This window comes from Eubacterium sp. AF19-12LB (assembly GCF_003479125.1).
Classification (GTDB): Bacteria; Bacillota; Clostridia; order Lachnospirales; family Lachnospiraceae; genus Eubacterium_U; species Eubacterium_U album.
Genome location: NZ_QUGP01000013.1, coordinates 1 through 12,933, shown reverse-complemented (window position 1 = coordinate 12,933; position 12,933 = coordinate 1). Strand labels below are relative to the sequence as shown.

Sequence of the window (12,933 nt, the reverse complement as noted above, 5' to 3'; positions counted from 1 at the left end):
TTTATTAAATTACTATGAAAGGATAAAAATATGAGAGGTATATACTCAAATAAAACTGAGATTAGGCATAAAGTATTTACGGAAGTTGCCCGAATGGCATATGAAGGTGGAGATTTTTCACGTATGGAAGAACTACCATATAAGATTATGCCAGGTGAAATCGGTAACTACTATGACAATATTTTTCTTGAGAGAGCAATTATAGGAGAAAGATTGCGTGCTACTATCGGACTCCCTATAAGAAAAGTATCTGAACATGCTCCTCTTTCGGAAGGTATTGATAAAAGTGCTATTGATGAAAAATACTATGATCCACCACTTATTAATATAATTAAATTTGCATGCCATGCATGTCCTGAAAAACGAATTTTAATAACTAACGGATGTCAGGGTTGTTTAGAACATCCTTGTATTGAAGTATGTCCTAAAAAAGCTATTCATATGGAAAACGGTCGTTCTATTATTGATCAGGATAAATGTATTAAATGTGGTAAATGTGTTTCAGCATGTCCTTATAATGCCATTATCAAACAGGAACGTCCTTGTGCAAAAGCATGTGGAATGAACGCTATCAAATCAGATGAATATGGACGTGCAGATATTGATTATGAACAATGTGTATCTTGTGGAATGTGTCTTGTAAGTTGCCCATTTAGTGCAATTGTCGATAAAAGCCAGATATTCCAGACTGTTCTTGCACTTAAGAGTGACACGCCAATATATGCAGCAATAGCCCCATCATTTGTAAATCAGTTTGGAGGTGCTGTTACATCTGCACAGGTACGCGCTGCTTTAAAAGCTGTTGGATTTGAAGATATGATTGAAGTTGCTGTTGGTGCAGACTTATGTGCAATTCAGGAAGCTGAAGATTTCCTTGAAGAAGTACCTGAAAAGATTCCTTTTATGGGAACAAGTTGTTGTCCGGCATGGTCTGTAATGGCGAAAAAGACTTTCCCTGAATATGCAAATTGTATTTCAATGGCACTTACACCAATGGTTTTAACAGGTCGTATGATTAAAAAAGACCATCCGGATTGTAAGGTTGTTTTTATAGGGCCATGTGCTGCTAAAAAACTTGAAGCAAGCAGACGAAGCGTTAGAAGTGATGTTGATTTTGTTCTTACATTTGAAGAACTTATGGGAATATTTGATGCTAAATCAATTGAATTTTCTGAATTAGAAGTTGAAGAGGAACTCCAGACATCTTCTGCTGATGGTAAAGGATTTGCTGCTAGTGGCGGTGTTGCTAATGCTGTAAAAAATGTTATTAAGAAAATTGATCCTGATAAAGAAGTCAATGTTGTCAGTGCACAAGGACTTGCAGAGTGTAAAAAAATGCTTACTTTAGCAAAAGCAGGAAAATACAATGGATATTTATTAGAAGGAATGGCATGTCCCGGTGGTTGTGTAGGCGGTGCCGGAGTTTTAAGTGATGCTAAAAGAGCTGAAATAAAATTAAAGCAGGAAATGGCTAACTCACAATTAAAAAATTCTTCTGAAACATATTATGTTGATTATTTGAAATTAATTACTGAAGAAGATGCTGATAAATAATTATCATGTTATTTTATATATTATCTTAATACAATTTTTATTTTATATACTAATAATTTTAACAAAAATGTGTATAATCATTATATGATGAAAGGCTAAAACAGATAACACATCTAATTATCTTTCTATCATCATTATGCAAACTTTAGATAAAGGAGGCTTTAATATGGAATTAGAAATTACAACTGAAAACTTTGATGAATTAGTATTAAACAGTGACAAAACTGTACTTGTAGATTTTTGGGCTGACTGGTGTGGTCCATGTAAGACGCTCTCACCTGTAATTAAACAGATTGCTGAAGAACGAAATGATATAGTTGTTGGAAAGGTAAATGTTGACGAGCAACCCGGCTTAGGAGTTAAATACAAAATAGCTTCTATTCCAACAGTAATAGTATTTAAAAATGGTGAAATAACAAATAAAAGCATTGGTCTGGTTTCAAAAGCAGAATTATTGTCATTGCTGGCTTAATTACACAAATTTTCTAAAATACAAAATTAATTTGACCCTCAATTGTTAGATTTTTTCTAACTATCGAGGGTCTTTATTGGATATTCTAATTAATTACTCCTGTCATAATTGACATTGGTGGCATATTTAATTGTGCTACCGTGTCATTAACTCTAATACCGGCAGGTCTGCTTTCATTTGTTTTATTTAACACGACTACTACAATGTCTCCATTAGGGTTTTCAAATGATGTAACATCTACATCGTCTGAATATCTGCTAAACGCTACTCTTTTAGCTCCCGGTTTTATGTAATGACTAAAATGATTAATATATGAAAGAGTATTTCTTTCCATTAATTTGTCATCTTTTGTATCGTATAAATACGGTGCATCACAATAATTTCCGACATGATTTGGACCACCCTGTTCATCTAATCCACGTCACTTACATAAATATATCGTTTCTATTAAATTATGCGATATTGGATAAAAAGAAAAATAACATTAATTACATAACTACATTATTTTCTATTAAATTGCCATTCAAATATGACATTGCATTTTCAAATGTAGTAATACTTATCGATTCTAAAGCTTCATTAGTCAAAAATCCCTGATGCGAGGTAACTATAACATTTGGAAAAGATAATAGTCTTGCAGTAATAGAAGTTTCTAAAATATCATCTTCTCTGTTTTCAAATACATTATTTGTTTCTTCTTCATATACATCTAATCCTACACTGAAAAACTTTTTGTCTCTAATTCCATGTATTAAATCTTCTGTTTTAATTAAGGCTCCTCTTGATGTGTTTACAAGAATAACTCCATCCTTCATTTTTGCTATACTACTTTTATTTATCATATGATAAGACTCTTCTGTAAGTGGACAGTGCAATGAAATTAAGTCGCTGTCATTTAATAACTTATCTAATTCCACATATTCTACAAAATCTAATTCGGGATTTTTATACAAATCATATGCAATAACTTCCATTCCAAATCCTCTGCATATTCTGCACATCGTTGCTCCTATTTTTCCTGTTCCTATTATTCCTGCTATCTTTCCATGCAAATTTGTTCCTGTAAGTCCTGTAAGACTAAAATTATTTTCTCTAACCTTTATATAACTTTTATGAATTCTTCTGCTCGAAGCTAAAGCCAAAGCCATTGCATGTTCCGCAACTGCTTCAGGTGAATATCCCGGGACTCTCATAACTGTTATATTTTTCTTTTTTGCTTCTTCTAAATCTACATTATTAAATCCCGCACATCTTAATAAAACAAGTTCAACGCCGTTTTTACTTAGACAATCTATTGTTTCTTTTCCTACATCCGAACTTACAAATGCACAGATTGCCTTGTACCCTTTTGCTAAATTTGCAGTTTTTGAATTTATATCTGTATCTGTATATTCAATTTCTATTTCTGGATATTTTTCCGTAACTTTTTCAAATGAATCCCTATCATATTTTTTTGTATCATAAAATAATATTCTCATAATTATCTCATGTCTCCTTCTTAATTGATTTTATTATCTAGTATTTTCATTTTTTTTCATAATATACAACACTAAAAAGACAAGCATCCAAATTACTTATGCTACAACAAAAGACTTACTTAAACTTTACCAGCTATTAAACCTGACAATTAATTTGTAAATTAATCTGAAAATTAATTATTTGCTTATTAGCAAAATAACTAAATATAGCCGGTCGTTTGCATCCCCGACCGGTTATATTTAAAATTTACTTTTATTTACCTTTTACAATACATTTAAAATATCTTATACTAAAACACTTCTTTATATTTAACCTATTAGCCTCAAATAATATTACACATTACAACTGAATATATTGAGGATAATTGTCCATCAAAAATTCCACACCTGCCATCCCCATCGCAAATAGGATAAGAAAACATATCATAAACATTCCACCAATATCATACTTGAAATGTTTGTCATTAAATCTTAAAGTATAATATATAATTTCTCCTCCTAACATAATCAGCATAATTGGCCACATATGAAAAATAAATGCATAATTAAAACTTTTAAATATTGTTTTAATTAAAAATAACACACCAAAAAGTATCAGGCTTATTCCAAATGTAAATGTACCTACTCTTCTTTCCTTCATTTCTTATTCCCCCTTAATCGCTTAATATTTCATCATTTGCTTCTTTTTCATTTTCAATAAAATTATCTTCAATAATTTCTGAATCGCCATCTAACTTTGTATTATCTATACTTACATTTTCTTCGTATATTGATTTTCTTTTTCCTTTAATTAAATAAATTCCAGCTCCAATTATTAACACTGAAAATACTAATTTAGGTAACGCATATCTAATTAATCCAAATACAGTATTATCTAAATCTATTCCTAACTGATAGCAAAAACTAATCGCACCATTATACAAGGAATTTATTCCTATAAGTATTAATATCACTGCTGCTATAATTCTTACTTTTTTAACATTAAATTTAAGTTCATCCGTGTTCTTGATTATTAACCAATCATCCTCTAATTTTGAAAACTCATCCGCTGACAATGAATTTTTATTTAATGCATCAAAAAAAGCATAAAACCATATAACAGGAAGTGCAAATGCAATTGCATCAACTCCAATCAAAGAAATAATAGCACAGCATCCCATAAATATGGACATTAAACTAATTCCCTGTTTAAAAAATCCTAAATACATCTGCCCTGCACCAGGTATACATGCCAGGCAAAAATTCCAAAATTTACTTCTTTGCTTTTTCATCTTTATACACTCCTTTATCAAATTCTAAATTTTCGGCTATTCCTCCGGATATATTTTTCATTCCGGCTCCTATCTTTTCCGTAGACTGCTGTAACATTCTCGATATCGAAAATTTGTTATTTAACTGTTTCATTGTTTCTATTTTAGTTCCGACTAAATTTGGCTTAATTGAATCCATATTAAACACCATAAGTACAGCAATCCCTGCAGCAGCAACAACCTTTGAGCTATACAAAATAAGTTCTGTTTTCCTATTTTTATATTTGTTTAACGGAATAATATTTGCTTTTGTCTTATGTATTTCACCGTTTGTTTTTATAATTTTCTGATTTTTTTCATCATTTATTTTTTCTTTTATTTCATATTTTAAATTATCAGTTGGTGAAATTAACTCCTCAACAGGAAAAAGATTTGCAAATTTTTCTGCACATACCAAGCACTGTGACACGTGATTTAACAAATTGATTTCTTCATTTTGTTCTAATTTGTGATTATAATATGAAATTATTTCTTCATCTTTTAAATGATTCATCGCAGTTCCTCCTTATCCCATTGTGTTCTAAGAACCTTTCTTACTCTCCTTATCTGAGTTTGCACCGTATGTACATTAGCATTTATATGTTCTGCTATTTCCTTAGCCGTTTTCCCTTTATAAAAATATTCATAGGCAACGGTTTTGTATGGTTCTTTAAGTCTATTACAGCATTTTTCTAATTGTTCCATAACAACTATTTCCATAACTTGCTTCTCTGCTGAATCAACCGGTGGGCTTCCTCTTTCAAGTTCTTCATCCTCACTTGGCATTGTTCTTCTCTCAGCTCTTTTCAAATGGTCCAGACACTTATTTGTAGCTACCCTTGTAATGTATGCTTTTTCATTTTTCTCATCAAAGGATTCCATAACTTTGTAAACAGAAATAAAAGTTTCCTGTGTTAAATCCTGAGCATCAAAATAATTATTCGTCATTCGATAGCATATTGAAAAAACCAATTTCTCATATTTAGTTAATAAATCTTCAAAATAACTATTTTGATATATCTCTTCCAAAATTTAGCACTCCTTTCCTTATTTACCCCTCTATAATATATAACGATTTAGCAAAACAAAAGTATTCAATTTTTTTATTTTTATTTAAATAAACTTTAGTTGAAATTTTATTTTGAGTTGAATGGGTTAAATTATTTTACAAATATTAAAATCTGCAAACAAAAAATGTCTGGTATTTGATATATACCATTTTAACTGATTGCTTAGTAATGATGATATACTTCCTTGTTCTCAGACATCTTTTTATAAATAACTTTATACTATTAAAAATATTAAATTGTAAGTTATTAATATTATCGTTCAATTAATTGACGCCTGCATTACAACCAATCCAATATGAAAAAGAATTGTAGCCTTCCCCATTTCCAAACCTGTTATACATGTAATTGTATACGGAATTGAACTGACCGGTGACACACCTAAATCCGATTTGACAGACATTGAAATTCCCAATGTCATAATAAATAATCCTAATATGTAAATTGTAATTCTTGTAAAATAATTCTCACTCTTTATTATTTCATTTAATTTGTTTAACACGTTAACATCTCCTTTATCCTATTTTGAAATAATACGCTGGCAGCAATTTTAACTCTTTTTTATATTTATTTCAAATCTAAGGAGTTACCATTTTGCAACAATTTCTCCAGTATTTTCCCTATCTCATACTGAATTCCACTAAATAAATTTCCTGCTTTTATTGTCCTAGCCTTGAACCTTGTTGCTACATCTGATATTTCCAACTAACTTAATTTATATACATTCTGCAATACATCTCTTTCTCTACAATGCTATCTGATATTAAATACTATTAAATCCATTACATATTGGGACTGCATTTTCTGTAAAAAACTGAATGTTCATTGGTATTAATGTTGTTTTCTTCATCTTCTTTATCCTTTCCATTTTAGCTCGTCAGCATATTCCGAGAATTTTAAGCCATCACGTTTTGGGCATATAAAAAGCACCTACTTGCTTGTAGATGTGAGGTAACCCCATAATTATGATCTAAATTAAATTTAATTATAAAAAATACCACCTAATCTTTCGACTGGGTGGCATCTATGCAAAAATACCTCTTTCTCTCTCATCAATTTCATTTAACTCCTTTTTTATAACCTCTTTTTCCTCTGGAGTTAAATTTTCATTTTCCATTTTCTTAAACAATTCTTCTTCTCTTTCTGTTCTATATCTCATCATTGTTATATACCCTCAAAAAACAACCTAATTTCATTATATATTGACTCGTTTGAAGAAAAACTCTCTGCTATTACCTCTGAATAATTACCTCTAATATATCCATCATAAGCATATTGACTTAATTTTTCTTTCAACTTAACATTGTTTATATTATCTAAATAATTTAATTCATCAATTTTCTATCTACTAAATTTCTTGCTTCATTCTCCTAACAATCATATAGTACTTAATACCACATTATTAATTTTTCTTTAGGAATAAAACCATCTTTTGCCATTTCCAAAAGTTTATATTTTGCATGAGCAATATGATTCGTGCACCATTCATATCCTTCAGGTAATTCACATGTTACTACCTTCTCCGAGTTAATTTCAATAATTAAGTGTCCTTTCTCTTTGCAATCTTCGGGAAAAATATCACACTCTAGCACATTATTATTCTTTTTTATATTCCTTAATTTTATCATAAAATTTACTAGCCTCATCACTATAATTATATGTTTTAGAAGTTATATTACGCGCCTCTCTTTGAGAATACCCTTCCTTCATAAGTTCTTTTTCCATAATTTCATATTTAATTAATGTCAAATCATGACTTTGCGGATTTCCTTGTATCAATCGCTTCCATGATTCTTCCGTCATATAATCTGGTTCAAAATATTCTAAATCTGTTCCACCTAAATCATGTTTATCCATAAACATAAAATTCTTAATTTCTTGAATTTGCTCCTCTGAATAACCAATTGTATTCGCAATTTTAGAAACATCAGCTGACATACTTCTAACCAAATCATAATATTTTTTTGCATGTTCTCTGGTCACTTTTCCATCTGGTTTTCTGGCGCCACTCACTGCTACTGACCTTATTATATCATTTCCTTCTGTTTCTACAACTACATTGTCCCACTTGTTGAATTTCAATCTATAATCAATCTATATTTTTTGATTTTCTTCATCCAACGAATAATTAGATAGCCTATCAAACTTATCAATATTTCTCTGAATTAAATTTCTTCTGTTTTCCTGCTGTTCTGCAACAACCGCCTGCTTCATTTCCTTTTTGGTTACCTTTTCAGGCTTTTCAGAGATACCCGGGAAATACGTACTATGTCCATCCTTGCAGTTTGGATGATACAAACCGCCTGCCATTGCCTGAGACATTAACGGATATGGGCCATCACTTGCCTTGCCGCCACTCCATACATCATCTATGAGTATCTTTCCGGTCCATCTTCCACACTTAGGACAAGGTAACCCACGTTTATTTACTATAACTGTTGTTATGCCCCATTCCTGACGTTTAGCGCCTTCGCCCTGACAATATGCTCTGGTATTCGCTGTTCTTAAAGCCATTCCGGCATACGAAGCAATATTTACTCTGGCACCATTTTTATACTGTATACAATTAATGCCACGGCTTAAAAAGTCCTTTGTAGCCATATCCACTGCTTTTTCATATGTACCTGCTCCAGAGTTATAATAAACCTGCGAATTGAATATGACTTTTCTGTATTGGTCATTTGCCATTCTAAGCATTGCTGTTTCAGCACGTCGCATACCGACATTTATCTCATTAAGTAATGCCTTAAGTTGTTCTGCCTACCATAAAGTCCAATTTAATCCATTCTTCGTTTCTTCTGCTCTGTGATATGGCAAGTTACGCATCATTGAATATATAAGTTCATTTTCAAATGTCATGCATTGAATATTGACATAGTAAAAATAATTACTAATATCTTCTCAATACTCCATAAGGTAATCACTTTCTGTACATAAAGTATTATGATGCATACTGAAAATCATTAACCACTAATCTTTCCATGACACATAAGCCACACGATACTAGGCGCACATATGTTTTACTTCAAACTAGAGTAGAAGCAACTGAATGTATTATACAGAAGATTTTGGGACACGCAGGAAAATATTCCTGAATAGGTATATACTAACATTGTTATTGAACAAATGCTTGATGCTATAAATAAGCTATAATATTATGTCACTATTGAATAAAAATCGTTCTTTATTTATTAGAATTATAATTTTTTTATCACCCAAAAAGCTTTACAACGAGCCATAAAAAACACCCCAGAACAAAAGTCCTGAGGTGTAATATACTTTTCTGAAACGCCTTGAGGCATTCTTGATTGTAAAATTGATTATCTCTTTGAGAGCACGAAAAGCCCGTAAATTGGGAGTTTGTGTCTGATAGTGTTATATATCTGTTGTATGCGTAACACTACACACACATTTCCAGAACTGCTTATTACTCTACGGCTTTAACCATTTGCTACTTGATGAGTATATACTTTTTTCTGTATTGTTTCAGTAAGACAAATAGAAATTAATACGTTTCTACAAAAAATAAAACTCTTTATAAAAACGGTACCATATACACCGGGATATAATAAATTCCGTTTTCCCATTTGTAATCCTTTGTATGGACAACATATTTGTTGCATATACGATTACTAAACTTGTTGCAAAATACATCAAGTGATTTATGTGTTCTATAATTGCCGGATTTCACCTCTAATGGACATATCTTATCTTTAACCGAAGTTAAAAAATCAATCTCATACAAATGATTTGAAGTTTTACTTTCCATCGTGTAATAAAATAAATTATTACCTTTTGCTATTAACATCTGTGCCACAACATTTTCATAGACATATCCTAAATTTACATCCAGTTTATCCGAAAGTAACTTATTATAAATAATATTCTCCGTATATTTTTTATCCTTAAATGCCAAAGTTATAAATAGACCGACATCAGAATTAAACAATTTATATCGTCCTGCATCCTTTTCCAATGCCATTCCCACATCAGGATTATTAGCATGATATGCAATATTTACAGTGTACGAACTGAGCATATCAGGAATCAGCTCTCTTACCTTCTCAGAGCGAACCCCCTCTCTTGCACTTGACAGAATATATCTTGATGCATTACCACTAAGATTAGCAGGTATGGCATCATAAATATCTCCAGCAAGACCGGTTCCATCTATCTTTACAAAATCTTCTTCATATAAGTCTACAATTTCTCTTTTAGTTTCATCAACCAATTGCAAATTATTTTTCTCTATATACGTTTCTATGGCCTGTGGCATTCCACCAACAAGCATATACAATCTGAATATCCGCATCAGATTTCTATGCATTGCATTCCCAGCAGGCTTTTTGTTCTTTATAAGATGCCTTATTGTTTCCGCTGATACCTCATCTCCTATTGCCCATAAGAACTCCTCAAAATCCATAGGAAACATAGATATTTTATGTTCTTCGCTTGGAATCAAAATATCCTTTGTATTCTTTTTTATTGATAATAAAGAGCCTGTTTCAATATACTTATATCTTCCATCCGCAACGAGATATTTAATTGCCTGCCTAGCCTTTGGAAATAACTGAACTTCATCAAAAATAATTACCGACTCTTTCTCATATAACCTGATTCCCATTAACTGCTGCAATTGCAAAAAGAAAAAATCCAGATCATACGTGTCATCAAATAGATCAATAATTGCCTTACTTGTATGAGCAAAGTCAATGAGAATATATGATTTAAACTCTTTTTTTGCAAATTCCTCTGCAATAGTTGATTTACCGACTCGTCTTGCCCCCTTTATCAAGAGTGCGTATTTATCGCTTCTGTTCTCTTTCTACTCATATATTTCATCGTATATTTTTCTTTTAAAAACTGGTTTATCCATGCATAAATCCACCTTTCCACCACAAGTATAACGCAAATCCCCATTCATGTAAACCAAAATTATGGTCAAATCCCCATTAATTTTCTCGCATTTTTTACCCATATCCCCCTTCGTTTTCTTAACTATTAGATTTTAGTCTATTTCTTCATTTTCTTATTATGCACAGGTAAAGTTCTTTCTAATCGTTATATATACCGGTATACTCTGTACTTTGCCATCACAACCAGATATCCGTTATCCCACTCAACTACTTTCGTATATCTTTCCAATTTGTCAGAAGTGATAAAACAAATTCTTTGGTTATTAAATTCAAAAATTGTATACTTTCCATAATTAGTAAGCATTGCATAATCTTTCATTTAAATCACTACTATCAAATAATCTCTTTTAACATTATATTTTATATAATACCACAGTTATCATAAAAAACACCCCAGGACAAAGTCCTGAGGTGTAATATACTTTTCTGAAACGCCCTGAGGCGTTCTTGATTGTAAAATTGACTATCTCTTTGAGAACTGTGGTGCTCTACGAGCTGCTTTGAGACCTGGTTTCTTTCTTTCTTTCATTCTTGGATCTCTTGTTAAGAATCCAGCTTTCTTAAGAATTGGTCTGTAAGCATCTGAATCAACTTCTAATAAAGCTCTTGAGATACCGTGTCTGATGGCACCAGCCTGTCCTGTGTATCCACCACCGTGTACACTTACGATTACGTCAAACTTATCTAAAGCATCAATAGCGTTTAATGGCTGACGTACGATAACTTTTAATGTATCTAAACCGAAGTATTCATCGATACTTCTCTTGTTGATTGTGATATTTCCTTTACCAGGCATTAAATATACTCTAGCAACACTGCTCTTTCTTCTACCTGTTCCATAATACTTTTCTACTGCCATTGTTTATTTCCTCCTTTCAGTCACTAAAATGTTAATACTTCTGGCTTCTGAGCTGCATGTGGATGCTCATTTCCAGCGTAAACATAAAGTTTTTTGTACATTTCTCTTCCTAAAGGTCCCTTTGGAAGCATGCCTTTAACTGCGAGTTCAATAACTGTTTCAGGTTTCTTTTCTAATTTTTCCTTAAGAATAACTTCCTTCATTCCTCCTAGATAATCTGAATGATGGTAGTACATCTTCTGTTCTAATTTCTTACCTGTTACTGCAATCTTTTCTGCATTTATAACTATTACATAATCACCAGTATCAATGTGTGGTGTGAACTGTGGTTTGTTCTTACCTCTTAATACTTTAGCGATTTCTGATGATAAACGACCTAATGTATATCCTGTAGCATCAACTACATACCATTTTCTTTCAATTGTTGATGGACTTGCCATATATGTTTTCATTGGTTTACCTCCTGAAATATTCTTCATTCTTATTAAATAAATATATGTTAAATGCTTCACCGGGGCTAATGGCTGAGCATTAAACCTACGCATTACACGCCATACTAAAATAGTATAGCGTAACAATATTTTACTGTCAACACATTTTTTAATTTATCTATGTATTTATCTGCTATTTATCTGCGTACTCTATGAATCATTTTTACTAATTTATCTGCGTGCCAACCTAATTTTTAATATCTTAATTTAATTCATATAACCTTATGTTTTATATCATCTTTCTATGGCACATTAAATAATTTACTTGTAAAGTATAAATATTAAAACTGCAGATACTAAAGCAATACCTATTAAAAATGCTCCGACTATGGTAAACACTTTTGCTAAAATATGGGGTAACTTATCATCTTTTATATAATATTCACTACATTTTTGTGGATTATAATATATTTCCACGTTCTGCCCTTTTTTATATCTTGGTTTACCACTACCATAAGCTGATTCTTTTGTAATTGTAACATCACCTACATGATATTCAAATACAGGATAATAACCTGAACCTTTAACACTATCACTATTATAACTTTTATGTTTAACAACGTCCTTTACAATACCATATGTTTTTAAAATACATCTTTTTTCTTTTTTATTTATGTGCCTAAACATTAATAGCCCTATTAGAAAAAATATAAAACCTATTAAACTAAATATCCCGGAAAAGAGAATTATACTTAACCATTTATTATTCATATAACCACCCATACATTTCTTTACTTTAATTTTCTATATAAAAAAACAAGCAACCTAAGTTGCTTGTCTATGCCGGCGACCGGAATCGAACCGGTA

General features: G+C 31.3%; 19 protein-coding genes. 2 read left to right on the top strand and 17 right to left on the bottom strand.

What is annotated here, in order from left to right; translation table 11 throughout:
- The first annotated feature begins 30 nt into the window (after nt 1-30).
- Nucleotides 31-1,554: a 4Fe-4S dicluster domain-containing protein gene (locus DWX29_RS11220; protein ID WP_022088070.1), complete on the top strand. Its 1,524-nt coding sequence runs from the start codon at nt 31-33 to the stop codon at nt 1,552-1,554.
- A 166-nt stretch (nt 1,555-1,720) separates the two neighbouring features.
- Complete coding sequence (gene trxA / locus DWX29_RS11215) at nt 1,721-2,026, top strand: thioredoxin (RefSeq protein ID WP_118565874.1); 306 nt, start codon at nt 1,721-1,723, stop codon at nt 2,024-2,026.
- Between the two features lie 85 nt (nt 2,027-2,111).
- Here the strand turns inward: trxA and DWX29_RS11210 are convergent, their stop codons facing one another.
- From DWX29_RS11210 to DWX29_RS11145, 17 genes are all read right to left on the bottom strand, one after another.
- Nucleotides 2,112-2,360 carry a glycoside hydrolase family 30 beta sandwich domain-containing protein gene (locus DWX29_RS11210; RefSeq protein ID WP_022088068.1) on the bottom strand — a complete coding sequence of 83 codons (249 nt, stop codon included), beginning with the start codon at nt 2,358-2,360 and terminating at the stop codon, nt 2,112-2,114.
- A gap of 154 nt (nt 2,361-2,514) precedes the next feature.
- The gene (locus DWX29_RS11205; RefSeq protein WP_118565873.1) at nt 2,515-3,504 is read right to left on the bottom strand and encodes a 2-hydroxyacid dehydrogenase; all 990 of its coding nucleotides are present in this window, start codon (nt 3,502-3,504) and stop codon (nt 2,515-2,517) included.
- 340 nt (nt 3,505-3,844) lie between these two features.
- On the bottom strand, nt 3,845-4,144 hold the full coding sequence (locus DWX29_RS11200; protein ID WP_022088241.1) for a hypothetical protein: 300 nt from the start codon (nt 4,142-4,144) through the stop codon (nt 3,845-3,847).
- A gap of 13 nt (nt 4,145-4,157) precedes the next feature.
- Nucleotides 4,158-4,775, bottom strand: a complete 618-nt coding sequence (locus DWX29_RS11195) for a hypothetical protein (protein WP_118565872.1) — start codon at nt 4,773-4,775, stop codon at nt 4,158-4,160.
- Nucleotides 4,756-5,307 (bottom strand): hypothetical protein, encoded by a 552-nt coding sequence (locus DWX29_RS11190; RefSeq protein ID WP_118565871.1) that lies wholly within the window; start codon nt 5,305-5,307, stop codon nt 4,756-4,758. The genes DWX29_RS11195 and DWX29_RS11190 overlap by 20 nt, the downstream gene beginning before the upstream one ends.
- The gene (locus DWX29_RS11185; RefSeq protein ID WP_117910398.1) at nt 5,304-5,822 is read right to left on the bottom strand and encodes a sigma-70 family RNA polymerase sigma factor; all 519 of its coding nucleotides are present in this window, start codon (nt 5,820-5,822) and stop codon (nt 5,304-5,306) included. The genes DWX29_RS11190 and DWX29_RS11185 overlap by 4 nt, the downstream gene beginning before the upstream one ends.
- Nucleotides 5,823-6,122: 300 nt before the next feature.
- A complete protein-coding gene (locus DWX29_RS11180; protein WP_117910399.1) occupies nt 6,123-6,362 on the bottom strand; it encodes a hypothetical protein in 240 nt (79 codons plus the stop codon).
- A 522-nt stretch (nt 6,363-6,884) separates the two neighbouring features.
- On the bottom strand, nt 6,885-7,022 hold the full coding sequence (locus tag DWX29_RS12715) for a hypothetical protein (RefSeq protein ID WP_158574542.1): 138 nt from the start codon (nt 7,020-7,022) through the stop codon (nt 6,885-6,887).
- 226 nt (nt 7,023-7,248) lie between these two features.
- Entirely contained in the window at nt 7,249-7,488 is a 240-nt protein-coding gene (locus DWX29_RS11175; RefSeq protein ID WP_118565870.1) for a hypothetical protein, read from the bottom strand.
- Nucleotides 7,457-7,942: a hypothetical protein gene (locus tag DWX29_RS11170; protein ID WP_118565869.1), complete on the bottom strand. Its 486-nt coding sequence runs from the start codon at nt 7,940-7,942 to the stop codon at nt 7,457-7,459. The genes DWX29_RS11175 and DWX29_RS11170 overlap by 32 nt, the downstream gene beginning before the upstream one ends.
- Before the next feature lie 12 nt (nt 7,943-7,954).
- Nucleotides 7,955-8,578, bottom strand: coding sequence for a phage minor capsid protein (locus DWX29_RS11165; RefSeq protein WP_243053264.1), 624 nt, complete (start codon nt 8,576-8,578; stop codon nt 7,955-7,957).
- 817 nt (nt 8,579-9,395) lie between these two features.
- Complete coding sequence (locus DWX29_RS11160) at nt 9,396-10,655, bottom strand: AAA family ATPase (RefSeq protein ID WP_243053263.1); 1,260 nt, start codon at nt 10,653-10,655, stop codon at nt 9,396-9,398.
- A 30-nt stretch (nt 10,656-10,685) separates the two neighbouring features.
- Nucleotides 10,686-10,838, bottom strand: coding sequence for a hypothetical protein (locus tag DWX29_RS12980; protein ID WP_243053262.1), 153 nt, complete (start codon nt 10,836-10,838; stop codon nt 10,686-10,688).
- An 83-nt stretch (nt 10,839-10,921) separates the two neighbouring features.
- A complete protein-coding gene (locus tag DWX29_RS12710) occupies nt 10,922-11,095 on the bottom strand; it encodes a hypothetical protein (RefSeq protein WP_158574541.1) in 174 nt (57 codons plus the stop codon).
- A gap of 144 nt (nt 11,096-11,239) precedes the next feature.
- The gene (gene rpsI / locus DWX29_RS11155) at nt 11,240-11,635 is read right to left on the bottom strand and encodes a 30S ribosomal protein S9 (RefSeq protein ID WP_022088247.1); all 396 of its coding nucleotides are present in this window, start codon (nt 11,633-11,635) and stop codon (nt 11,240-11,242) included.
- Nucleotides 11,636-11,658: 23 nt separating this feature from the next.
- Nucleotides 11,659-12,087 carry a 50S ribosomal protein L13 gene (gene rplM, locus DWX29_RS11150; RefSeq protein ID WP_118565868.1) on the bottom strand — a complete coding sequence of 143 codons (429 nt, stop codon included), beginning with the start codon at nt 12,085-12,087 and terminating at the stop codon, nt 11,659-11,661.
- Nucleotides 12,088-12,387: 300 nt separating this feature from the next.
- The gene (locus DWX29_RS11145) at nt 12,388-12,837 is read right to left on the bottom strand and encodes a DUF3592 domain-containing protein (protein WP_158574540.1); all 450 of its coding nucleotides are present in this window, start codon (nt 12,835-12,837) and stop codon (nt 12,388-12,390) included.
- Nucleotides 12,838-12,933 lie beyond the last annotated feature (96 nt).